This window comes from Actinomyces sp. SKVG-SVH-4(1) (assembly GCF_048514265.1).
GTDB lineage: Bacteria > Actinomycetota > Actinomycetes > Actinomycetales > Actinomycetaceae > Actinomyces > Actinomyces oris.
This window is the reverse complement of the sequence record NZ_JBGEVE010000010.1, coordinates 106,632-130,500: the sequence shown is the minus strand read 5'-3', so window position 1 is coordinate 130,500 and position 23,869 is coordinate 106,632. Positions and strand designations below refer to the sequence as shown.

The following is a 23,869-nucleotide window of genomic DNA, read 5'->3' as shown; positions in this document are numbered from 1 at the left end:
CCGATCATGCTGCGGCAAGGTACTTCTCCCATTAACAGTCCACTCGGTTGGTTTCCTGTCCAGGATACGCACGAGATCGCCGTCACCGCAGACAAAAGTCTCGAGCACCCACCCTCGACGGTCTGCCACATCGTGCTGCCAGCCCGTCACGTCCCTGCAATTCCGCGCACCTCCACCACCTGACACCTAACGCCCGTGACGGAGATCACTTTCGCACCGCCTTCGCCCGCGTCAGCCACGACAAAAGGTCTGCCCCGCCAGTTCCCTGGCGGGGCAGACCTTGGAGGTGGTGGAGCTAGGGGGATTCGAACCCCCGACCTTCTCATTGCGAACGAGACGCGCTACCAACTGCGCCATAGCCCCAAGTGCGGACCGATCCTAGCATCGCCGCCGGGAGTCCTGGCAAGTTCGGGTGCGGTGAGCCCGCCCACCGCACCCGGGTCGCCCGGCGGCGTGCCGCGGGAGCGCCCGCACTACTCGCCGGCTGCGCGCCGCCCCTCGAGGATGGCGTCGAGGTCGATGGGGTGGAAGAGCTCCTCCTCGTCCTCCACAGGAGCGGGAATGTAGCCGCGGGCCGTCTGCGGGCGGGCGGGCACCGGTGCGGAGGTGCCCGGGTCGACCACCGGGTCGGCGTAGGAGCGCCGGGGTGCCCGGGCCGCCAGCGTGTAGGTCGGGGCGGGAACGTGGACCGGTCGCCAACCCTGGGGCGGGGTCGACGTCGTCGCCTCCTCCTTGACGACTCCCTCCGTCGCCGCCGGGGCAGCGGCAGCAGGGGCCTGCGGGCGGGCGGCCGTGGAGGCAGGCTCTGAATCCGTGCGGGAGGCGGGCTGAGGAGTGGCCGCGGCGGTGCGCCGGGCCGGCTCAGCGGCGACCTGCGGGGACGGGGCCGCAACGGCGCGCTCCTGAGCCTCCTGCTCAATGGCGCTCGTCTCGGCGAAGAGCTTGCCCCAGCCGGACAGACTGCGGGAGGTCGAGGCAGGCAGGGAGGCGACGAAGTCCTTGGTGCGCGGCGAGCTCTCCTCGTCACCATCGCGGGAGACCGCCTCGCGCACGCCCATGTCCCGGGTGACCCGGCCGGCGTGGCGGGAAGGCACGTACACCGAGGCGCGGCGGGTCGCCTCACGCTCAGCGGCGACGGCGGCGGCGGTCTCGTCATCAAGGTCGGCGTCGAGCCTGGCCAGGCGCTCCTCCTCGGAGTCGACGGCTCGGGAGGGACGGACAGCAGCGGTGGCGGTCGCCTCAGCGGGGCTGCCGGCGACGGACTCAGTGGACGCAGCCGACTCGGCAGACACCGAGCGCACAGCCGGACGCTGGGCGCCCTCGCGGGTGAGGCGCTCGATGAAGGAGTCCTGCACGCCGGAGTCCACGGTGGACTCGACAGACTCAGCCGACACCGCGGACACGGCCGGCGAGGCTGCACTGGCGCTGACAGCACTGCCCGCACCACTGGAGGCGCTGCGAGGACCGTCGACGACGGAGCGGGGCGCAGCCACGACCGAGGCCGAGGAGCGCCGGCCGGTCAGGGTCACCAGGGTCTGCTCGAGCTCGGCGATGCGACGGCGCTCACGGCGGTCCGCCGCGGCCGAGGCCAGAGCGGCGCGGCGCCCGGCCACCATCGAGGCCCCCAGCAGGGCGGAGGGCAGCAGGGCGGGCCACCACGGCAGCGCGGTGACCAGACCCAGCACCCAGGCGCCGAGCGTGACTCCGAGCAGGACGCTGGCGACGATCCCGCGGTGCGAGGCAGCGACCCGGCGGCGCTCACGTCCCTGGGCGTGAACCTGGCGGGCACGGTCGAGCTCGCGCTCGGTGCGCAGGGCGCGCACATTCCTCACGGCGGGCCTGTTCATCACCCTCACCTCCGGTCGACGTCGAAAGAGCTCCGCATGCCCACTGTTCGCGCAGGTGTCGTCGCGTTCGACGGCGGCCGCACCCGTAGCCAGGACCCGCAGCTCAGCCGAGTAGCGGTCCTGGACATTGGAGCGGCGAGCCATCTCGCGGCGCCCCACTAAAAGCGGAAGGAGGTACACGGAGAGAACCGTGATGAGGGCGATGACTGCCCAGATCTCGATTCCCACACAGCAACCGTAAGCGTGCCCACCCTCGTCCCCGAGCAGGAACACTCCGACTTTCCTTCGAAATACCTGGGATTCACGACGTCACACAGTCCGCATGACACCCCTGTCACCACATGAGTCACACAGGTTCCTTCCGCCTCTCTGGACACGCCGCGACCGACCGGCAGACAGCCTGCCCGAACGCGCCGTCGGCACATCCGCCGCACCCCCGCGAGCGCCCCACCCCTAACCGGCGCGACCGCCGTGACAAATCGTCACCCTCGCGCCAGTCGCTGCTCGAAGCCGATGCCATCGGGCCCGTGGGCCTCCTCGGCGAGGGCCGCGAAGGAGACGTGGTCGGCCCAGGCGCCGTTGATGTGCATGTAGCCGCGGCGCAGCCCCTCCTCCCGCAGCCCGAGACCGCGGCACAGGGCCAGGCTCCGCTCATTGTCGGGGCGCACGTTGATCTCCACACGGTGCAGCCCCACCGGCCCCAGCAGGTGGTCCAGGACGAGGGCCACCGCCAGGCGCATGATCCCCCTGCCCTGCCAGGCCGAGCCGATCCAGTAGCCGACCTGGGCGCTGCGCGTGGCACCCCAGATGATCGGGTCGACGGCGATCTGCCCGGCGAAGGCGCCGTCGACCTCGACGACGAAGGGCATTGCCTCGGCAAGCCTGGCCCGACGCGTCTGGCGACGCAGGAAGACAGGGAAGGTGCTCAGCGTCTCCCCGCCGCCGGCAGGCAGGGTGGCCTCCCAGGGGGCGAGCCGGTCGTTCTCCGCCAACCGCAGCGCCCTCCAGGGCCCCTCATCCTCGGCTCGCAGCTCACGCACGACGACTGAGGGGCGCTCGGGCGACTGCGTGGCACCGGGTGCCCGCTCCCCCAGGGCGGCCTCGGGCTCGAGGCGCACCGGCCACGTGAAGCGCGCCGGCGCCCCGGCCCCGAGCAGCAGGCCGGCGATGGCCCGCCGCAGTTCCCCGCCGAGGGAGTCGGCGGGCGTCGTCGGGGCCGAGTCGGACATCAGGCGTCCAGGAGGAGGCAGTGGAGGGTGTCACCGGCCACCACGGTGCTCGTGTCCTCGGGCACGACGGCGATGGCGTTGGCCTCGGACAGGCCGTGCAGTCGGACCGTGCCCGGCGGAGCCGTCGGCTCGGCGCGGTATCCGCGGGAGGGCGAGCCGCTGACGTGCACGGGGACGAATTCGCGCTTGCCGCTCGGGGAGTGCCAGCCCTCGGAGATGGTGGCCGCCAGGCTGGAGCGGTGCAGGGAGGTGCGTCCGGCGATCTGGCGCAGGACCGGGCGCACGAAGGTCTCGAAGGCGATCTGGGCGCTGACCGGGTCGCCGGGCAGGCAGAAGATCGGGGTGCCCTCGACCGTCCCGACGCCGAGCTGGCGGCCCGGGGACATGGCGACGGCGTCGAAGCGCACCGACCCCAGGGGGGCCAGGACGTCTTTGACGGTGTCCCCCTGCCCGACGCTCAGCCCCCCGGTGGTGATGAGGACGTCGGCGCGCACGAGCTGGTCCTCGATGGTGTCGGCCAGGGCCCGCAGCTCGTCGGGGACGGCGGCCACCCGGAAGGCCTGGCCGCCGGCGTCGGTGACCGCGCAGGCCAGGGCGTGGCCGTTGGCGTCGAAGACGTCCCCGGCCTCGCGGGACTGGCCGGGTTCGACCAGTTCGTCCCCGATGGAGACCACGACGACGCGTGGGGCGGGGCGCACGCGCACCCGGTGCATCCCGAGGCCCGCCAGGAGGGCCACATGGCGGGCGCTGATGCGTGAGCCCCGGGTGAGGACGGTCGTTCCGGACTTCACGTCCTCGGCGCGGCGACGGACGTTGTCGCCGGCCGCGACGGCGTGGTGGATGGTGACCCGGGACTCACCGCGGTCGGTGTCGGCCCAAGGGATGACGGCATCGGCTCCCAGCGGCATGGGGGCGCCGGAGTCGATGAGGACGGCGGCCCCGGAGACGAGGTGGCAGGGGCGCATGTCACCGGCGCGCACCGCATCGACGACGTCGAGCACGAGCGGGTTGTTGCGATCGGCCTCGGCGACATCCTTGGCGATGACCGCATAGCCGTCCTGTCCGGCCAGGTCCACGGCCGGCAGGTCGATTCCGGAGACGACGTCCTGGGCCAGGACGCATCCGACGGCGTCGGGCAGGACCACGTCGAGGGGCGCTGCCGCCTGGGCGATCTCCAGGCAGGCGGCCAGGTGCTCGGCCACTGTTCTCATGACACTCAGGTTACCGTCAGGTTGACGACACGCGCCGTGCCCCGCCGGGACGAACGATTCAGGTGCAAGGTGTCATCACCTGCGAGGATGGGGCCATGACGACCGGCGCGCTGGACCTTCCCGATACGAGCCGACTCGAGGACGACGATGCCAAGGACGAGCTGCGCAAGGTGCTGCGGGCTCACCGCCGCACCCATCACCACCACCCGGCCCAGGGGCACACGGCGGCCTGCGAGGCGCTGACCGAGCACGCCCTGGAGGCGGTGGCCGACGCGCAGAAGGTGGCGGCCTTCGTGTCGGTGGGGGCCGAGCCCTGCACCCGGCTGCTACTGGAGCGGCTTCACGAGGGCGGCGTCCAGGTCCTGCTGCCGGTGCTCGGCCCTCGCCTGGCGCGCTGCTGGGGACTGTTCCAGGGCAGTGCGGACCTGGCGGAGCGGGCCCCGAGGCGCCCCCCGGAGCCCAGTGGCCCCAGCATGCCGGCCGAGGCGGTCGGCCAGGTCGACGCCCTCATCATTCCGGCACTGGCCGTAGACAGCGCCGGGCGCCGCCTGGGACAGGGCGGCGGCTGGTACGACCGGATGCTGCCGCTGCGCTCCCCGGAGGCCCATACCTTCGCCATCCTCCATCCCGAGGAGCTGGTGCCCGGGCCGCTGCCGATGGAGGAGCATGACGAGCCCGTGGACGCCGTCATCACGGCCCAGGAGTGGTTCCTGCTGGCTGCCGGCTCGCCGGCGCACGCCATGTCACCGGAGTCCTGAGCCCACCGACGCCGCCGGCCTCCGGGGGCCACAGGCTCACCGGAGGCGACCCCTGTCCACAGCGCCGAGGAGCGGGCGTGCCAGGCCGCCGCCGGCCGCCGACCCTGGTGGCATGAGAGCTCGCCATGGACTGCCCCGTCGCCCCTCCCTCAGCACCTCGCGGGAGCCTCACGATCCCCGAGGAGGGTCGTCTCGCTCCTTCGCACCCGACTCCCGTCCGGCCCGTCCAGGCAGGCCGGCCAGGTGGGTCGGGGGCCGCCCCTCGCTCCTGCTGTGGCGACATCGCCACCTCGTGGTGGCCCTCTGCCTGGGAACCGCGGTCCTGGTGGCCCTCAGCGTGCTGCGACCCGGCCCCCAACGCGGGCAGCAGGTTCTTGTCGCCTCGCGCACGATCAGTGCCGGGGCGCTTCTCACCGACCGGGACGTCTCGATCAGCACACTTCCGATCGGAGCTCTCCCCCAGTCCCCGTTGACCTCCACGGAGCAGGCGGTGGGAAGCCGGGCGGCCATCTCCCTGGAGAAGGGCACGGTACTGACGGCCTCGATGACCAGCGGCTCCCTGGCCCAGCAGCTGGGAGACGACGAGCGACTGGTCCAGGTGGCCATCGACGTCGGCGCCGAGCTGGCCCGCCCCGGCGCACGGGTGGACATCATCGGACAGGCCTCCGAAGGATGGATACCGCCGGGGCAGAACGACGCCTCTCAGGGCGGGACGACGCAGAGTCCCGGAGAGCAGTCCGAGTCCCCCACCGCACCGAAAGACCCGGGGAACACCTCGACAACGAGTCCCACTGGAAGCCCCGACGCGCCTTCTTCACCAACCGACCAGGGATCACCAGGATTTCAGGAGTCTTCTCTGAGCATTTCCCAAGGAATACCTGTCGCGCCTTTCGAAACTCGCAGCACAGTTCTCTGTTCTGGAGCCCGAGTAGTGATGATTCAGCAGGTCGGAGAGGGTGGGCAATGGACAGGACACAAGAAAGTAACACTTATCACACTGGCTATTCCTGCAAGTAGCGCTACTCTGGTAGTTGGCGCGGCTACGAATAGCACGCTCGGCATTGCGCTGAGCCCGTAATGCCGCTGCGACGTCTTACGCGAATGATAAGACGCTCTCAATTCCAGCCCCCGATGGCGCACCCCCGGCAGACGTCTGCCCGCGCCGCTAGAAAGGATCGCCATGATTAAGGGATTCAAGGAGTTCATTGCCCAGGGCAACGCCCTCGAGCTCGCCGTCGCCGTTATCATCGGTGCCGCGTTCAAGCCGATCGTCGACGCCATTACCGACGTCATCATGACCATCCTCGGTCAGATCATCGGCCAGCCGAACTTCGACTCCGTCGGTCAGTTCAAGATCACCGCGAGTGCCACCGAGTACGTCCAGCCCGGCACGATCGTTACTGCACTGGTGAACTTCCTGCTCGTGGCCGCGGCCGTCTACTTCGCCATCGTTCTGCCGATGAACAAGCTCAAGGAGCGCCTGGCCAAGCAGAAGGCCGCCGACGAGGCCAACGAGGTCACCGACGTCGAGCTGCTCACCGAGATCCGCGACCTGCTCGCCACCAAGCGCTGAGGCCCGCAGCGATCTGAGCATCGCATCACCGGAAGGCCCCGCCGATCATGAAGATCGGCGGGGCCCTCCGCTTTCCTGCACCGCAGCATCATGTGCTGCTCATGACTACTGGAGCTTTCGGGCGTCACGACATCTGAGACAGAGGCCGGACGCGCACTCCTGAGATCGCTTGCTCGCCTCAGCCCGAGCGGACGTGGTCGTTCATCGATACTTCGGTGGTGTTCTGCGTGTACTGCACGAGGGCGGGGTGCTACTGGAGGAGGGTCGGGAGTACTGCAGGTAGGTGGGGCCCTCGTGCAGTACGCACAACCTTCGGCCAGTAGACCCCGACCCTCGTGGAGTAGACCGACTCGGGGCAGGATGAGGGGCCGGACCGGGAACTGGGCGTCGAACCATGACCTTCCAGTCCCACGCAGGCATCAGAAGGGGCTAGGCAGGAAAGGCGAGGCCGGCCCCGAGATGAGGACATCCGGCCCCGCCCCCAACCCCACGGAGTCAGTCCCGACGCAGTCCAGTGTCCACAGCGCTGACATCAACGATCCCGCCATCGAAACGCCCAGTGAGAATCGTTGGAATGCTGCGGTTTGTCTTCGGCGTGCAGCGCCGATGCAGGGTTGATGTCAGCACCATGGACACCGGCGAGCCGACAGGCCTCCCCCATCGGCCCACCATCACCTCCAGGACGATCAGCCCCAGTGAGGGGGCACGTCGCGTCGGAGGCGGGCGTCATTGGAGCCCGCACCGCCGGGAGCAGGGGCGTCGAGGCCCTCTGCGGGGCCGCTGAGGGCGTCATGCTCGTAGTCCGCCCGCGCCAGGTCCTCCGGCCTCTGACCTCGGGCCACACGTTCCTGGTCCCGGGGCGAGAGGGCCACCACCCGACGACGACGCCGCGTACTGCCCCGCTCAGACGTCACGCCTCCGTCTGCGGCGGGTTCCGTCTCCGCGGCCCGCACGCGGCCCGATCCACCGGTCACGGCGGCGTCATTCACGATGTCGTTAACACCGTCACTCACGGCATCACTCGCGGCATCACTCACAGCAATACGGTCGTTCACTGCGTCATCCAGTACCGCTCGGGCGGCTTCAGCGGGTGCGTCGCACGGCGTTGGCCAGGACCGCGTCGATCCCCGAGCCGCGACGGCGCAGAGCCAGTGCGCTTCTCAGCTCCTCGACCTCCCCGGCCTCGGAGCGATTCACGCCGTCGGAGCGGATCCAGGCCATGAGGTCATCGAGCTGGTCGTCGGAGTAGGCCTGCAGCGGCAGCCCCTGGGCGATGCGGGGGCGCTCGGTGCGCTCGTGGGCCTCGGCGGTCTGCGGAGCGGGCGCCTCGGGGACGGCGCGCACTGAGTCGTCGACGCGCTCGGGCACGGCCTCCATGTCCGGGGCAGCCTCGCCCTGACGCTCCACCAGGACGGCCAGGACGAGCTCCTCGACGGCCTTCGCCTCAGCCTCCGGGTCCACGAACACCCCGGCGGAGAAGGCCATGTGGACGCGCCACCCGCGCCGCTCGAGCCGTTCGACGCGGTGCCGGTCGCGCCGGCGCAAACTGGGCTCGCTGATGTAGTCGACGTCATCGGTCAGGACCGCCACGAGCAGCTCATCGGGGTAGTCGGGGTGGCCGATGGCCAGCGGGATGCGCACGCCGCCGTCGGTCCCGTAGCGGGGCACGACCGACAGGCCCTTGCGCCACAGGTGCTCGGCCAGGTCCACCAGGAGCCGGTCGGGCACCTTGCCGGCGGAGTTACCGGACTGGGAGGAGTCCTCGGCTCGGGCCAGGACCTCGCGCAGCAGGCGGGCCCCAGGGGCGCGCAGCCGGTCGCGGTCGATGTCTGCGGCCGCCAAGCAGGAGACCACCTGGGTGCTGCCCCGCGAGGCGCACAGGGCCTCGACGAGCCCCACCATGCCGCTGTGGTCCGAGACGGGCCCGAAGTTGTGGATGGTGCGCCCGTGCGGGGTCTTGGCGTAACCCACCGAGATGATGATGTGGTCGCGCTGCAGAGCACGGGCCTCGGCCAGCTCGACGACGGTGAAGGGCTCGGCCGCCCCGGGGGCGAAGAACTCCTCCAGTGCGGGAGCGCCGGCGGCCGCCCGGGTGATGGCCGAGCGCAGGGCGTCGGCGTGCAGGCGGTTGAGCGCGATGACGGCCAGGGACTCCTCGGGCCGGGTCAGGGCCCGGTCGATCACCATGTCGACGACGCGGGAGACCTCGGCCTCCACTGTCTCGACCGCGGTCTGCCCGGGGGCCGGCATGCCCCGCCCGTCCACGAGCTCCAGGGTCAGGGAGGTGTCCCCCGGCGGGGAGGGCACGGCCTCGACGACCCCCTCGTAGCCGTTGGCCGCCAGGAAGGAGGCGATGCCGGCGTCGAGGCTGTTGCGGGCCGTCGGCAGGGTCCGCGAGGGCAGGAGCGGGCCGAGCTCGGCGGCCAAGCCGGTCGTGGCGCGCCGGGAGTCGCCGACGACGAGCACCTGCTCGGCGCGCACGAAGGCGGGCAGCACCTGCGGGACCGGCATGGACGTGGAGGCATCCAGCACAGCCAGGTCCACCACCGCGGTGGGCGAGAAGATCTGGGGCACGAGTGTGGGCGGGACGATCCAGATCGGCCGAGCCAGCAGGGCCATGGGGTGGGCGTCGATGATCTCCCGCAGCGGGACCCCGTCCTCGCGGGCCAGGGCAATGTATAGGGCGCGCGCGTCGGCCTTGTCCTGCTCGACGGCGGCTCGCACCCGCCGGGCGCAGGCCTGGGCCACAGGGCCGGACAGGGAGCGCGTGTGTGCGGCGTCGAGCTCGCGCAGCGAGACGGCCATCTGGGACAGGGCGCGCGCGTCAAGACCACCGAGGTCGGGGTCGGCGGCGAGGGTCTGCGCCAGCAGGGAGGACCACCAGCAGTAGGTGAGCTCGGGCTCGAGCTGGTCGGCTTCGACGCCGCGGGCGGCCATGTCGGCCACGAAGTCGTTCAGCCCCAGGGTCTCGAGCTCGGTGCGGATGCGGTTGACCTCGGGGAGCTTCTGGGCGGTGAGGTCGTCGGCGGCCAGGGAGCGGGCCAGCTCCAGGAGATCCTCCAGGGGCATCTCCATGAGCACCGGGGAGTCCTGGGCGCGCCCCAGCAGCGGCTGCACCTCGGTCACGGCGCCGCGGGCCCGGCCGGCGGTGCGCCGCATCTCGTCCAGGCCCTGGGGCAGGCGGGGCCAGCCGCCGTCGGGATCGTGGCGGCGCCACACCTCGCGGCGGCGCTGGACCTTGACCAGCTCGGCGTGCAGGTCGTCAACAACACGGCCCGGCCGCACCAGGTCGTTGGCTTGCCGGGTGAAGCGCCGGCGCCGCGAGCCGTCCATGTGGATGCCCCGCTCGTCGCGCCAGCGCTTGGAGGCGGTGGCGATGACCATGTCGGCGGCGGAGCGCTCGAAGACCTCGGGCAGGAAGACGTCCAGGGACTCGCGCACGCCGTCGAACATGTCGAGCTGCTCGATCCACTGGCCCAGGTTGCGGGCCCGGCTCAGGCCGGTGGTGCGGGCGACCACGGCCGTGTGCTCCTGGATGGTGGGCAGCAGGTCGTTGGCCAGGGCGCGCAGGTGGACGAGCGCGTCGGTGGCCTCGTCCATGTCCTCCACCGGGATCCCGTTCCAGGCGCTGGAGGAGACCTCCGGGGTGAACAGCCCCAGGGTGTGCCCGCGGCGCAGGAGGGTCAGAGCCTGCTCCCGACCGTCCTCATCGAGGCGACCCAGGTGCTCGGCGGCGATGCGGGCCCGGGTGGTCGCCCGGTCGCGACGGCTGGTGAGCTCGGCGAGCTTCTGCAGCGCCTCGTAGGCGGAGACCGACCAGGGCTCGCGGGGCCGGTGCAGGGCGCGCACGTAGCGGTCCAGGCGGGAGCGGACCGAGGTGAGGCGATCGCGTGAGGCAATGATCCCGGCGACGTCGAGCTGGGGCGGCTGGACGCCCAGGCTCTCGCGGATGCCCTCGGAGGCGTGCTGGCGCCAGGCGGCGTCCTCGGTGAGGTCCAGGACCATGGAGCCCAGGCCCTCTTCACGCAGGGCTGCCGCGACGGCGTGCCCGTCGGCGCTGGTGGCGGGCACGTGCAGGACGGTGCGCCCGGAGGCGGCGGCGTCGGCGAAGACGGCGGCCAGGGTGCCGGCGACGTCGGAGCCGGGGGGCGCGTCAATGAGGAAGCTCGCCCCGGTGCCCACCGCCTCGATGACGTCGAGCTGGGCGGGCTCCAGGTCGCCCACGCCGCGCTCGGCGCCGGGGACCCGGTCGGTGGGGACGGCGGGGGGCAGCTCGACGCTGAGGGCCTCGCGAGCGCCCTCGTCCCCGGCGATGGCGGCAACCAGGGCGGAGGTGCGCGAGCGCTCCAGGACGGCGTCGAAATCCTCCACCAGGGCCTGGCCGGGGTGGACGAAGGCGCCGACGACGAGGCGCTCGTGAATCTCGAAGCCGGGCAGGAACTGCCGGCCCAGGGCACCGATGCGGGCCAGGGCCGCGCGCGGCGTGAAGCCCGCCGAGGACAGGGCGGCGCGGGCGATGTCCCCGATGTCGGTGGTGCACTGGTAGCGGCGCAGGGCGCGGGTGAGGACCGGGTTGACCTCGATGGTGGGGTCCAGGGTGAGGGTGGCGTCCGCGGTGGCGGTGGTCAGGCGCACGGGGCGCAGCAGGACGGGGGCGTTGACCGTGCGCACGCGCGGGGCCGAGGGGGCCTCGGGGACGGTCAGTCCGGCGGCGGCCAGGGCGTTGCGGGCGGCGTGCTCGGCGGCGATGCGTTCGACGTGCGGGATCTGGGCGGTCAGGTCCGCCTCCGGTGAGGCGCCGTCGGCCAGGTGGATGCTGCCATCCTCCTCGCCGTCCTCGGGGACCGTCTCGTTCCAGGTGGCCACCCCGATGGCCAGGTAGACCGGGGCGACGCCGAACTGGCGGGCCAGCACATCGGTGCGCGCCGAGACCTCGCGCAGGGACTGGCGGGCCTCGCCCAGGGCGTTGCGCTCGCGCACGATGCTGGACAGGTTGGTGGGGCGGCCGGCGTAGAGCTGGGCCAGGCCGGAGGGGTGGGCGGCGGTGAGGTCGACGACGCCGTCGAGCAGGGAGATGTCGTCCAGGCTGGCCACTCCCCCCAGGTCCACGAGCTGGCTGCGCCAGGTGGACAGGGCCGTGTCAATGCGTTCGCGCCGCTCGACGTCCGCCGCGCTCAGCGGCGGTGCGGGCGCGGGGCGAGCAGGGGCGGGAGGCTCCGGTGCGGGGGCGGGCTCGGGCTGGCGCGGTGCGGCGGCCACAGCCCCCAGATCCGCGGCGAAACGCCGTCGGCTCGCGGTTTGATCCGAGCCGGTCGAGGATCGGGCACCCTTGCGTTCATCCTCCCGCAGGGCAGCATCGCGCCGTTTGCGGCCGAAGGAGAAGAACGAAGGCGTCATACGCTCAAGATATAGGCCGATCGACCCTTGGGCGTGGAGACGCACCGCGGCGTGGCATGCCCCATGGGCCGGCGTCGGCCGGCGCCCGCCAGCACCGGTATCTGCCGGCCGGCATCGGCCGACGCGCAGTGCGCCAGCCACCGGCGTGCAGGGACACCGGGTGGAATCGATCGGGTCCGTCGGGCGGCGAGGCCTGCCGAGCGGACCCGGTGGTGTCAGTGCCCTCGATTGGATTCGAACCAACGACACCCGCTTTAGGAGAGCGGTGCTCTATCCCCTGAGCTACGAGGGCCTGGAGTGAAGACTACCAGCGGATCGCCCCACCCATGACCACTCGGGCCGCGGGGTGGCGCCGCGGCGAGCGGAGGCGTGCTCGCCGCGGCAGGTGGGGCCTCAGGCCCGGCCCCACGGGGTGGAGGTGCGCGAGGTGCGCCGCTCCCCCTTGGCGTGGTGCGTCGGCGCGACCAGCACGGGGCAGGAGGCGTGGGACAGGACGGCCTGGCTGGTGGAGCCCAGCAGGAGACCGGAGAAGCCCCCGCGCCCACGCGAGCCGACGACGATGAGATCCACGGCGGTGGAGAACTCGGCCAGGAGCTCGGCCGGATTGCCGTCCAGGGCGTGGCGGCGCACCGTGACGCCCTCGTGGCCCTCGAGGGCCTCGTTGATGGCGCGGTCGAGTCCGGAGCGGACGTCGGCCAGGACCTGCTCGCGGTCGACGGCGGCCGGCAGCCAGGCCAGCGCCCCGGCCCCGGAGGCCATCGGCACGGCGGCGATGGCGGTGAGCTCGGCGCCCCACGCCTCAGCCTCGGTCACGGCCCACTTGAGGGCCCGGCGGGCCGAGGAGGAGCCGTCGACCCCGACGACGATACGGCGCACCGGCGTGTAGTCGGCTCCCTCATTGTGCTGGGGCACGACGACGGCCGGGCAGTGGCTGTGCGCGGGAAGGGCCGAGGAGACGGTTCCCAGGAGCCGGTCGGCGAAGCCGCCACCGCCCCGGGTGCCGACGACGGCCAGCGTCGCCTCCTCCGAGAGGTCGACGAGGACCCCGGCCGGGTCCCCGGTCTCCAGGGAGGAGGTGACCGCAACGCCGGACTTCTTGACGCGCTCGACGGCCTCGTCGATGACGGCCTGGGCACCGGACCTGATGGCCGAGTCATCGAGCGCCGCGTAGCCGCCGTCGAGAGAGGCGGTGGTGAAGGAGGGCAGGGAGTAGGCGCACAGGATGTGGACGCGCCAGCCCTGACACTCAGCGCGCGCCACGGCCCAGTCCACTGCCGCCAGGGACTCCGGTGAACCATCGACTCCAACGAGGACGACATTGTCATCAGTCATGGGATCTGCCCTTTCTCGAGATCACGGTCTACGACCCTAGGAACATTCTGCCCCGAAAAGGGGTGTGGGGACCACCACATGAAGGGCTTGTCCTCGTTTTGCTCCCTTGAGATGCCCCGTTGACCGGCAGTGACCGGCGTTGAGCGGCATCGACCGACCCCACCCTCCTGACACGCCGTGAGGGGCGAGCGCCTGATGGCGCTCACCCCTCACGGTGAAGACTTCAGCGTTGGTATCAGCCGACGCGGACGAAGCTCGGGGAGTCCCAGAGGTCGCGGTAGACCACACCGGTGTCCTCGCTGCCGGCGTCGATGACCTTGCCGTCACCAGCGTAGATGCCGACGTGGCCGGGCCAGGTGACGAGGTCGCCGGGCTGGGCCTCAGAGGCGGACACCGGGGTGCCGGACACGGCCTGCTCGGAGGAGGTACGGGGCAGGTTGATGCCGACCTGGGCGTACACGTACTGCGTGAAGCCGGAGCAGTCGAAGGCGCTCGGGCCGGAGGCGCCCCACACGTAGGGGGAACCGACGTACTGCATGGCGATGGCCACGACAGAGGAGTTGGCGGCGCCGGTCGGCGCAGCGGCCGGGGTGGCCTGAGCGGCCTGCGTGTCGGCGGCAGCGGAGTCAGTGCCCTGGTCAGCAGCAGCCGGGGCGGCGGCCTCGGAGGAGGTCTGCTCGGCCTGGGCGGCGGGGGCCTCGGGAGCGGCGGGCGCCTGAGGAGCCGCAGGGGCGGGGGCAACGGCCTCCACCTCAGGTGCAGCCTCGGTGACCCAGTTGACCTGAGACATGGTGACCTGCTGGCGGGCGGCCAGGGCCTCGCGAGCGTTGGCGGCGAAGATGCCGACCCCGGGGGTCACGCCGGAAGCCTCGATGGTGCCGGAGGAGGTGACCTCGCTGTGGCCGGCGGCGTTGGCTCCCGAAGCCATCATGGTCAGGGCGAGGCCGGACGAAGCGGCGACAGCCAGACCGCGGCGCGCGGTGGGAGCAAAGTCATCCAGTGGGGTAAGGGCGCGGGTGGCTTTGCGGTGACGTGCGGTGGTGCGTGAGGACATGAATGCTTTCTCCTGTTGAGCCGACGAGGTGAGCTGTCGGGTTCGGACTGGAGACGTCCGGCCCGCAGATGCGGGCTTCACCCCAAGGCCGCTTCGGCTGTTCGCCTGGGCGACCGGTAGTTGGTTCCCCCGTTCCTGCCACTTGAGTTGTTGGTTCCACGAGCCTCAGACCGAGCGGCAGGACTAAGCCCCGATCCGAGACATCACCGAGACGGTTGTCTGCGGCAACGACCTGAACGCTACATGACAGACCCACGCTTCGTCACGGCCAGTTGTCACACACTCTTGTGAGCCGAAGCACTATGAAGCACTTCTCGCTTTTATCCATATTGCCCCAGGGACCTCAGTCCATCGGCGCACTCACAACAAGAACCGGAAAAGCGCGAGATGACGCGGAAAAATTGCATGGGCCTCGACGGAGCCCCAACATAGGCCCTCTGTCCCAGCAACTATGGGACCCCACAGCGAGGGAGTTCGGACGACTGTCACACCGTCACCGAGACGGACCCCACACATCTCACTTCCTGAGACAGATAACACCCTTGAACCCTCTGCCTGCACAGGGTGTTTTCAGGCTTCCTTGAGGGGGCTGACAGGCAGGTCGAGCGTCGGCGCTCAGCGCCGCACGAAGAGGTGGCGGGCGACGTCGTCGGCCAGGACGACGGGATCACCGGAGGACCCGACGAGGCGCACTCCGCCGGCACTGACACGCAGCTCCACCTCGGCCCCGGCGACGATCTGCGCGTCCTCGAGGCCGGCGAGGAGCTCCGCGTCGGCCTGGATCGGCTCCCCGATGCGGCTGATGACGGCCGTGACGGTGTCGCGTCCGGCGAAGCGGTCCACACTGACCTCATCGGCGGAGGGTCGCGGGTGCTCCGCGGTCCGCGGCGGGACGGGGTTGCCGAAGGGGTCGGTGGAGACGTCGTCGAGAATGTCGGCGAGGCGCTCCTCGACCTGCTCGCTCATGACGTGCTCCCAGCGGCAGGCCTCGTCGTGGACGAATCGGCGCTCGATGCCGATGACGTCCAGCAGCAGTCTTTCAGCGAGCCGGTGCTTGCGGATCACGTCGGTGGCACGCCTGCGGCCCTCATCGGTGAGCTCCAGGGAGCGGTCCTCGGCAACCTTGATGAGACCATCACGCTCCATGCGCGCCACCGTCTGGGACACCGTGGGACCCGAGTGGTCGAGACGCTCGACGATGCGGGCACGCAGCGGGGGAACGCCGTCCTCCTCAAGCTCATACACGGTCTTGAGGTACATCTCGGTGGTGTCGATCAGCTCGGTCATGGGGTGGGCTCCTGCTTGAGGTGGGTTACCGCGGACATTCGATGCCTTCGGAAGGGCTCGCTCACCGAACCGCGTTCCTCGCCAGGATAGGCGTCACCCTGTGATGTGGGCCAGTACCACCTGAAAGCGCGCCGATCCTCGGCTGGGGAGGACTCCCCGGTGCCGGGGAGATGCGCCACGGGTAGCGTACGTATTACTCGTTCAGAGCCCGGTGCGGTCCGGTCGTGCGGTGTGAAGCGGGGTCCGGTGGGTGTCAGTCGACGCTAGTCGGCGTCGTCAGCGCGGGTCTGCTGCGGGGACTGCGGCGGCTTCGGTGGTGTCGGTGATTTCGGCGCGGCCCGGAGGTAGGGGCGGGTGGAGGAGTAGTGCAGGGACAGGTTCCAGTGCCTGTAGCTCCAGGCGGCGGCGACCAGCGCGGTGAGGACGGCGCTCAGACCGCCGACCGCTATCGCCGTGCGCGGCCCCCAGGTGTCGGCCACCCAGCCGATGAGCGGGGAGCCGAGCGGCGTCGACCCCAGGAAGAACATCATGTAGATGCTCAGGACGCGCCCGCGCATGGAGGGCTCGGTGGTCATCTGCACGGTCTGGTTGGCGCTGGTCAGGAGGGTCAGGACGCACAGACCCACCGGGATCGTCATGACCATGAAGGTCGGATAGGTGGGCATGACGGCCAGCAGGAGGGTGAACACCCCTAGGGCGAGGGCCGCCAGCACGACGGTACGGGGGCGGGGGTTGCGACGTCGGGCCGCCCACAGGGCACCAGAGAGGGAGCCGACGGCGAAGACCGAGGAGACGGTGCCGTAGGCGTCGGACTCCAGGTGGAAGACGGTGCGCACCATCGCGGCCATGGTGACCTGGAAGTTGAGGGTGAGCATGGAGACGACGGCGACCACGGCGATGATGACGACGAGATCCGTACGGACGCGCAGGTAGGTCAGGCCCTCGCGGAGCTGGCCGGCGGCGCGGCGGGCGCGCGGCATGTCCACGAGCTCGTTCACGCGCATGGCGACCAGCGCCACGGCCGGGAAGACGAAGGTGGCGGCGTTGACGGCGAAGACCCAACCGGCGCCGACCCAGGTGATGACGACGCCGGCGAGGGCCGGCCCCAGGAGGCGGGCGGCGTTGAAGGAGGCCGAGTTGAGGCCCACGGCGTTGGACAGGTGCTCGGCGGGCACCATCCGGGCCACGAAGGTCTGGCGGGCGGGGGCGTCGTAGGCGGCGGCGACGCCGGTGAGGAAGGCGGCCAGGTAGACGTGCCACAGGTGGGCGGTGCCGGCGAGGACGTCGACGGCGAGGACGGCGGAGACCAGGCCCATGGCGCTCTGGGTGAGGATGAGGAACCTTCGCTGGTCGACCCGGTCGGCGACGAGGCCGGCGTGCGCGGACAGCAGCAGCATGGGGAGGAACTGCAGAGCCGTGGTCAGGCCGGTGGCGGAGGCGGAGTCGTCAGTGAGGACGCGCAGCACCAGCCAGTCCTGAGCCACGCGCTGCATCCAGGTCCCGGTGTTGGCCACGAGGGCGGACAGGAACCAGATCCGGTAGTTGTGGAATCTCAAGGAGGCGAAGATGCCACCGCCGGGGCGGCGCGGTGAGGTCATGCGGGTCATGTCCTGACGTGGTGACGACGTGGGGCGGGTTGACGAGTGTCAGGGGTGGTGCCGGACGGTGCCGCCCAGGCGACGAACGCCCCATCTGAGAAGGGTAGCCCTAGAGGCACCAACGATTCCCCGTGGTCGGCGCTACCCCTGATGACGACGAATGACATGGGATGACGGGAAAGCCGCCACTCTCCCGGCCGATTGGTAACAAACTGGTCACGCTACTGAACGGCGCATGAGAGAGGGGTGGGCGTTGAACGATGACGGCCAGGGATATGTGCCGGGCTCATACGGCCAGGAGCCTGAGCAGGAGCGGCAGCCTCGGGGTAGGCACGCGGCTCCGGAGCGGACACGACGAGGACGGCATGCGGCGCCGGCGCCGCCCGACGGGGGCGTCCCCGTCGAGGAGGCCGGCCGATCTGCCGTCCCAGTGCCTGGGGCACAGGGTCCTGGCGGCCATGGCGGAGCGCCGGGTGCGTCATACGGGATCATACCGGGCTCCGGTGGCGCCCATAGCGGCCACTCGTCCGGGCCGACGGCGGCGCCCGGCTACGGTCGGGTGGCGCCGTCGGAAGGTGTTCCGGCCGGTGCCGTACCTCCTGCTCCTGCGGCTGCCCCGACGTCGTCGGGGCAGTACGGGCTGACGCCCCCGCAGGCGACGACGAGACCTGGGCAGCCGACGGCAGGAACAGGGCCCGCGATGCCGACGACGACGGGGCCAGTGCAGCCCTCGGGACCCGCGCCGGTCGCCGCACCCCAGGCGTTTCCGGCCGCGCCGGCATCGCCTTCCACTGACCGTTCGGCCGCGTCCTCGTTGAACCTGGACGGGGCGCCGGTGCGCCTGGAGTGGTGGGAGCGCCTGGGCGGCCTCTTTCTGCAGTTTCGGGCCTTCCGCGTCCTGACGCGGGTCCGGATGGTGCTGACCTGGGTGAGCCTGCTGATCGTGGCGGTGACACTGGCCGTATCCCCACTGGCCAGGACGGTGCTGGGCGCCTGGATCGGCTGCTTCTGGATCGTGGCGGTCTGCTTCTGGCTGGCGCGGGGCAAGACCGTCTCCTGGGGCATGACCTCGGGCATCTTCGCCCTGTCCATGCCGTGGGCCGGGGCCGTTGGGTGGCTCTCCTTCCAGGTCGCCGCCGCGGCGAGAGTGCCGGTGGACCATGCGGCCTCGCAGGTCGTGATCGCCGGCGTCGTCGAGGAGCTGGCCAAGCTCGCCCCCATCTGTCTGGTGACGGTCATCGCCCCGGGGCGGGTGCGCCGGCTGCTCATTCAGGACTGGCTCGTCCTGGGGGTCGCCTGCGGGGCGGGCTTCATGGCGGTCGAGGAGGTCGCCCGGCGCCTGACGTACGTCCTCGGAAACACCCCGGGGTTGCAGCTGTCCAAGGCGGTATGTCCCGAGGACCCAGAGGGAATCATCGAGTGCATACACGCTCATACCTTCAGCCTTTGGCCGTTCGCCGACGCGTTCCCCGGCCCGGTGACCTATGCGGGGCACGCCATTGTCACCGGCCTGGTGGCCGTGAGCATCGGCTTGGCGCGGCACCTGTGGTGGCGCGCGAGGCACCATCACCCCGCCTTCGGGGTCGCCCTGCGCTGCATGGCCCTGGGGCTGCCCCTGGGTGTGCTGTGGGTGGCGATCGTCGACCACATGGCGACGAACTCCACGACCGCGAGCACCAACTGGTTCACGGGCGAGCGTGTCGTTAAGGCTTGGGGCGCTACCAAGGGTGAGGCTCCCTGGCCGATCGTCGGGACCACGAGCAGCATGGCTGGTTCTGGTCAGGGCCGGGGCTGGCTGCTTCTGGTGATGCTCGTCGTCGCGCTCCTCCTGGATGCCCGGGTGATGCGCCTGGGCGGCTACGCGCGCACGCTCGCCGGGCCGGGTGGCGGGCCGGGCGCGCCCCAGGGCCCGCCTGGTGGGGTGGCGGGCAGGTGGGGTGCCGACGTCGTCGAGGCGGCAGCCGCCGCCAGGGCCAAGGCCCACCGGCTCAGGCTCGCCCTGGCTCAGGCGGCCACATCCCGCAGCCCCCGCCTGTTCTTGCAGGCCTGGGCCGAGCATCGCATCGCCCGCGATCTGGCCGCACGACGAGCGCTCGACGCCGGTCCCCACCGCTGGGCCACCTCGGCCCTGGCCGCGGCGGCAGCCCTGGCCGGAGCCTGGATCATCAACACCGTCGTGCCACCTGCGGTGACCGAGCTCAACCAGCGCCTGAACGGGCTACCCACCTTCTGGTTCGCCGGCATCCTGGACACGCTCGCAGCGGTCTGGGAGTCCATGAGCCCCACCGAGAAAGCCGCCCTGGTCCTCATCGGGCTCGCCGCCGTCCTCCTGTCCGGGGGCACCCTCGGCATGGCCGTCAATGTCGGGCTCGGCATCGCCACTGCCCTGGACGCTGCCCGTCCCGCCTCTCAGTTCATGCGGGACCCCTGGGGCGCCACCGGCCACTATCTGGACACCCACAACGACCTCGAGATTGCTGCCGACGCCGGCCTGGCCGCCATGGCCATCATCCCCGGAGGCAAAGCCCTGCGCGGCGCCGGCTATGCCGCGAAAACCGCACAGGCCGCCAAACCCGTCAAACGCTTCGCCCGCGCCCAGGCCCACAGGGGCCTCAACCCCCGCGCCGGCATCCACTACCCCGGGCTGCGCACCCCCAGACCCGGACGCTCCGACGGGGGACCTGGCCTGTGGGGAGAAGGGAAGAACTACGGCTCACCGCGATCCCAAGCCTACGAGGAGCAGATCACCAGAGTCCCCATCGAACAGTCCTATATCGTCAACGGCGTCGAGTTCGACGGCTACGACGGCTTCGCCCTCATCGACGCCAAAGGCCCCGGCTACGCCAACCCCATCAAAGGAGACTGGTCGAACGAACCAAAAAGCACCTATAAGACCGACCCAGAAACAGGAGAGGTGAAACGTGTCAAGAAAGGCCTGCTTCAGATGGGAAAGGACCAGGTCAAGGCCGTGCGAGCCACCGGCACCGACACCCCCATCCAATGGCACATTGCAGAAAAAGAAACCTTCGACGAGCTCTTCAATCGACAGAAGTCAGGCGAGTTCCCTGCCGAGATCGAGCTCTTCCACACACCACCCAACTAATATCTCAGACAACCAGCACCGCAAGGAAAGGAACCACGACCATGGAATGGAGCCTACACATGAGGCGGCGAGCTCTTGGTGACCCGGTATCGGAGGGGCGTCGGGTGTGGGAGTGGATCCAGCGGGTCAGGCCCCTGCACCCCTCCCTGGACCTGTGGCGCCCCACCGCCGACAGCCCCCAGGAAGCCGAACAGGCACCACCCATCACCCAGGACTACCTCCTCCACTTAATCCACGGCGTACAAGCCATCTCCGACGATCCCGACTTCGGCCTGGCCCCAGCCTTCTCCGGACGGATCGGCCAGGGCAACAAGCTCGAACTGAGTTTCAACACCCCCACCCCAGGCAGCGCCGGTGTGAGCCTGATGATCGGCGAGGCTCTCGGGGCCGCCCTGGATACCAGCGAGGCGTTCGCCGACACCCTCATGTACACCACCGCCACCATCTTCACCCCCAACACCATCGGAGCCCTGACCCGTAAGGACCACCCACTCAACCCCACCCCAGAGCCCTACAATTACATCCCAGGTTGGAAGATGTTCTTCGCCTCAGACTCGCCCCACTACCAGCGCGCCACCCAGCTGGCCACCAACATCGCCCCTGTGGGCAACGGCGCCATCTTCACCTTCGGCACCCCCGACACCTACCCCACCATCCTCGAGCAGTGGTGATACCCAACCAGCATGCGAGGCCCCGAGGTACGGCCAGCTGGTAACGCTCCCAAACAGAACAGACACCCGGCCTGGCCTTAGTCGCCAGTCTAAGGCCATCCAGACACATCACCTCCAACAGGTACGAGGTCATGAACGCCTCTAAGACCAACAACGACCCCACATTCCGAATCTACCCAGTGGAGCAGGGGGTGGCAATCATCCGAGCCATCGCCGAGCACAGGTGGCCCATGCACCTCAACGAGGCCTTCGCCCTGCGAGACCAGTTCGGATGGAAACCAGCCCCTGACAACGGCCGATTCTTCACGACCCCAGTCAGCAACGGTGAAGAGGATGGCTTCATCGGTCTCGATACCACCAATAGCACCCTAGCATCCAAAATTAACTTCAGCATGAGCACCCGACTTCCCGAGGAGACTCCACCCGAAATACAGGCCATGACCCAGAGCGTCTATGACTCTTACGTCGAAACACTCAACGCACTGTACGGAGCAGGGGACTCCGACCCCGACCCAGAGGTTGCGTCAACGCAGTGGCTCCTACCCTCACGAGCAAGTGTGGTCATCGCCGCCACCAGCGGCCTTCTGTACGCATCCATCGACTCTCCCGCTATGACAGACCTGACCGAGGCGGAGCAGCGCTACTTCGATGAAGGCGGAGAGATATGACGACCTTCCCCAAAGCACCCGCCCACATGGCAGGAGAATCATGAACACCCCACCAAGCATTCTGGACTACAGCCGGTATGCCGATACTCCTTTCTACGCATACACCACCGAGCAGATGATCACTACCGTGAGAACCCGGACCGAGCAAATATAGTCCACCAGCAGGGTTGGACACCCTTACTCCTTGAGGATTACTCAAGGGGTGTATGTGAATACGGGGCTTATGCACAGATGCCAGCCTCGACTAGTCCTATGAATAAGCTTCGGCGACCAACACTCCCGAAACTGTGACACACCTAGGAAACAGAGCAGGAAAATCCCTCGACCCCAACATCACCTTGACTGTTTACGTAATTCCACGACACCTTGACGCAGAGGAAACCATGAGTGTTAGCTTCTTATTTCCAGAACTTAGCGCAACGGGTATGATAATAGACGCAAATAATTTCCTTCTCGAGTCCAACAAAAGATGGCCTGGGAGTAGGGTCCTGAGATGGAGAGAGTATGAGCGCGATACTGACGTCGACATCATCATCAACCCTGAGGACATGGCAGTCACCGTCAGTCATTTTCGCGACAATAAGCTTATCTCCGCTGATGGCGCATTAGATTGTGAGGAGGCTGCCGATATCGCTGCCTGGGTTCGCTCACTGAACCCCGACCCGAATCTGGTGCTGTGGTTCACTACCAGCGTCTTCGACGGACACACCATCCTCACCCCCGGCATCACACCTCAACAGGTCATCGACCAGTGGGTCAACCACGCAGAGCACGACCCCTACATCGAGTACCCCCAGCACTTCCACTAAAGGAGCAATAACCATGAGGTGGGACCTCAGTTTCAAACGGCAGGCTCTTGGTGACCCGGTATCGGAGGGACGTCGGGTGTGGGAGTGGATCCAGCGGGTCAGGCCCCTGCACCCCTCCCTGGACCTGTGGCGCCCCACCGCCGAAAGCCGTGAAGAAGCAGAACAGTCCCCACCCATCACCCAGGACTACCTCCTCCAGTACATCCACGACGCTCAAACCACCTCGCGCTACCCAGACTTCAGCCTCGCCCCAGCCTTCTCAGGACAGATCGGACAGGGCAACAAGCTCGATCTGAGCTTCAACATGCCCACCCCCGGCAACGCCGGCATCGGCCTGATGACCGGAGAGGCGCTCGGGTCTGCGCTGGACGCCAGCGAGGAACTGGCCGACACCCTCATGCACACCACCGCAAGTATATTCAGCCCCAACATCATTGGAGGCCTGTCGAGAAGCGACCACCCCATCAAGAACCTCAACAGAGATAAGCCCTACCCCTTTTTCTACGTTCCGGGCTGGAAGATGTTCTTCGCCTCCGACTCACCCCACTACCAACGCGCCACCCAACTGGCCACCAACATCGCCCCCGTAAGCAACGGCGCCATCTTCACCTTCGGCACCCCCGACACCTACCCCACCATCCTCAACCAATGGTGAACATGAAACCTCTGCAGGCCACAGCCCAGTTACGTTCCCAAACAGAACAGACGCCCGACCTAACGTTGACCGCCAGTTCCAAGGCCATCCAGACACTTCTCTTTCAACAGGTACAAGGTCATGAACACCCACCAGACCAACAACGACCCCACATTCCGAATCTACCCAGTGGAGCAGGGGGTGGCGATCATCCGAGCCATCGCCGAGCACAGGTGGCCCATGCACCTCAACGAGGCCTTCGCCCTGCGAGACCAGTTCGGATGGAAACCAGCCCCCGACGACGAAACCATCTTCACTACCCCAGTCAGCAGCGGCGACGAAGACGGCTTCATTGGCATAGATGTCGAAAACAAAAACTTAGCCGCAGAAGTTAGATTCAGATTGAGTTCTCGACTCCCACAAGATACTCCACCCGAGATACAAGTGAGGATTCAGAATGCCTACGCCTCTTACATCAGTGCATTCAACTCGTTATACGGAGCCGGGGACTCAGAGTCCGACCAGGACGTGGCAATCACGCAGTGGTATCTGCCCTCTCGAGCAAACATGGCCATCGCAGCCACCAGACGATTTCTGTCCACCACCATCGAATCCCCTGCTACGACAGACCTTGCCGAAGCACAGCAACGCTACTTCGATGAAGGAGGAGAGATGTAAAAGCTTGCCCAGAACACTCG

General features: G+C 69.0%; 18 protein-coding genes, 2 tRNA genes and 1 riboswitch. Of the genes, 9 read left to right on the top strand and 11 right to left on the bottom strand.

Features of this window, described 5'->3' with window-relative positions; genetic code table 11:
- Positions 1-287: 287 nt before the first annotated feature.
- The 4 genes from AB7V09_RS09650 to glp form a co-directional block, all read right to left on the bottom strand.
- A tRNA-Ala gene (locus AB7V09_RS09650) sits at positions 288-363 on the bottom strand.
- Positions 364-473: 110 nt separating this feature from the next.
- A complete protein-coding gene (locus tag AB7V09_RS09645; protein WP_419143611.1) occupies positions 474-2,075 on the bottom strand; it encodes a hypothetical protein in 1,602 nt (533 codons plus the stop codon).
- A gap of 254 nt (positions 2,076-2,329) precedes the next feature.
- The gene (locus tag AB7V09_RS09640) at positions 2,330-3,076 is read right to left on the bottom strand and encodes a GNAT family N-acetyltransferase (protein ID WP_419143610.1); all 747 of its coding nucleotides are present in this window, start codon (positions 3,074-3,076) and stop codon (positions 2,330-2,332) included.
- Complete coding sequence (gene glp, locus AB7V09_RS09635) at positions 3,076-4,287, bottom strand: gephyrin-like molybdotransferase Glp (RefSeq protein WP_419143609.1); 1,212 nt, start codon at positions 4,285-4,287, stop codon at positions 3,076-3,078. Before glp ends, AB7V09_RS09640 begins: the two co-directional genes overlap by 1 nt.
- Before the next feature lie 95 nt (positions 4,288-4,382).
- Between glp and AB7V09_RS09630 the strand changes: the two genes are divergently transcribed.
- The 3 genes from AB7V09_RS09630 to mscL all read left to right on the top strand — a co-directional run bounded on the left by AB7V09_RS09630 (position 4,383) and on the right by mscL (position 6,618).
- Entirely contained in the window at positions 4,383-5,045 is a 663-nt protein-coding gene (locus AB7V09_RS09630) for a 5-formyltetrahydrofolate cyclo-ligase (RefSeq protein WP_419143608.1), read from the top strand.
- A gap of 292 nt (positions 5,046-5,337) precedes the next feature.
- Positions 5,338-6,123 (top strand): SAF domain-containing protein, encoded by a 786-nt coding sequence (locus tag AB7V09_RS09625; RefSeq protein ID WP_009407690.1) that lies wholly within the window; start codon positions 5,338-5,340, stop codon positions 6,121-6,123.
- Positions 6,124-6,225: 102 nt separating this feature from the next.
- Positions 6,226-6,618, top strand: coding sequence for a large conductance mechanosensitive channel protein MscL (gene mscL, locus AB7V09_RS09620; RefSeq protein ID WP_009407648.1), 393 nt, complete (start codon positions 6,226-6,228; stop codon positions 6,616-6,618).
- 686 nt (positions 6,619-7,304) lie between these two features.
- Here the strand turns inward: mscL and AB7V09_RS09615 are convergent.
- From AB7V09_RS09615 to AB7V09_RS09585, 7 genes are all read right to left on the bottom strand, one after another.
- A complete protein-coding gene (locus tag AB7V09_RS09615; RefSeq protein ID WP_239653364.1) occupies positions 7,305-7,631 on the bottom strand; it encodes a hypothetical protein in 327 nt (108 codons plus the stop codon).
- Positions 7,632-7,701: 70 nt separating this feature from the next.
- Complete coding sequence (locus tag AB7V09_RS09610) at positions 7,702-12,015, bottom strand: DNA helicase (RefSeq protein WP_419143607.1); 4,314 nt, start codon at positions 12,013-12,015, stop codon at positions 7,702-7,704.
- A gap of 219 nt (positions 12,016-12,234) precedes the next feature.
- Positions 12,235-12,307, bottom strand: a tRNA-Arg gene (locus AB7V09_RS09605).
- A gap of 101 nt (positions 12,308-12,408) precedes the next feature.
- Positions 12,409-13,347, bottom strand: coding sequence for a universal stress protein (locus tag AB7V09_RS09600; protein ID WP_009407622.1), 939 nt, complete (start codon positions 13,345-13,347; stop codon positions 12,409-12,411).
- A 235-nt stretch (positions 13,348-13,582) separates the two neighbouring features.
- On the bottom strand, positions 13,583-14,401 hold the full coding sequence (locus tag AB7V09_RS09595; RefSeq protein ID WP_009407554.1) for a C40 family peptidase: 819 nt from the start codon (positions 14,399-14,401) through the stop codon (positions 13,583-13,585).
- Positions 14,402-14,404: 3 nt separating this feature from the next.
- A riboswitch (cyclic di-AMP (ydaO/yuaA leader) is annotated at positions 14,405-14,567 on the bottom strand.
- Between the two features lie 449 nt (positions 14,568-15,016).
- Positions 15,017-15,688: a metal-dependent transcriptional regulator gene (locus AB7V09_RS09590; RefSeq protein ID WP_003788968.1), complete on the bottom strand. Its 672-nt coding sequence runs from the start codon at positions 15,686-15,688 to the stop codon at positions 15,017-15,019.
- Positions 15,689-15,951: 263 nt separating this feature from the next.
- Positions 15,952-17,286, bottom strand: coding sequence for an MFS transporter (locus AB7V09_RS09585; protein WP_419143606.1), 1,335 nt, complete (start codon positions 17,284-17,286; stop codon positions 15,952-15,954).
- A 700-nt stretch (positions 17,287-17,986) separates the two neighbouring features.
- Here AB7V09_RS09585 and AB7V09_RS09580 point away from each other — a divergent pair.
- From AB7V09_RS09580 to AB7V09_RS09555, 6 genes are all read left to right on the top strand, one after another.
- Positions 17,987-20,389 (top strand): PrsW family glutamic-type intramembrane protease, encoded by a 2,403-nt coding sequence (locus tag AB7V09_RS09580; RefSeq protein ID WP_419143605.1) that lies wholly within the window; start codon positions 17,987-17,989, stop codon positions 20,387-20,389.
- A gap of 59 nt (positions 20,390-20,448) precedes the next feature.
- Positions 20,449-21,060 (top strand): hypothetical protein, encoded by a 612-nt coding sequence (locus AB7V09_RS09575; RefSeq protein WP_081385299.1) that lies wholly within the window; start codon positions 20,449-20,451, stop codon positions 21,058-21,060.
- Positions 21,061-21,191: 131 nt separating this feature from the next.
- Complete coding sequence (locus AB7V09_RS09570) at positions 21,192-21,728, top strand: DUF6301 family protein (RefSeq protein WP_009407737.1); 537 nt, start codon at positions 21,192-21,194, stop codon at positions 21,726-21,728.
- A gap of 548 nt (positions 21,729-22,276) precedes the next feature.
- Complete coding sequence (locus AB7V09_RS09565) at positions 22,277-22,537, top strand: hypothetical protein (RefSeq protein WP_254654158.1); 261 nt, start codon at positions 22,277-22,279, stop codon at positions 22,535-22,537.
- Positions 22,538-22,550: 13 nt separating this feature from the next.
- On the top strand, positions 22,551-23,192 hold the full coding sequence (locus AB7V09_RS09560; protein ID WP_009407601.1) for a hypothetical protein: 642 nt from the start codon (positions 22,551-22,553) through the stop codon (positions 23,190-23,192).
- Between the two features lie 120 nt (positions 23,193-23,312).
- Entirely contained in the window at positions 23,313-23,849 is a 537-nt protein-coding gene (locus AB7V09_RS09555; RefSeq protein ID WP_009407796.1) for a DUF6301 family protein, read from the top strand.
- Positions 23,850-23,869: the final 20 nt, after the last annotated feature.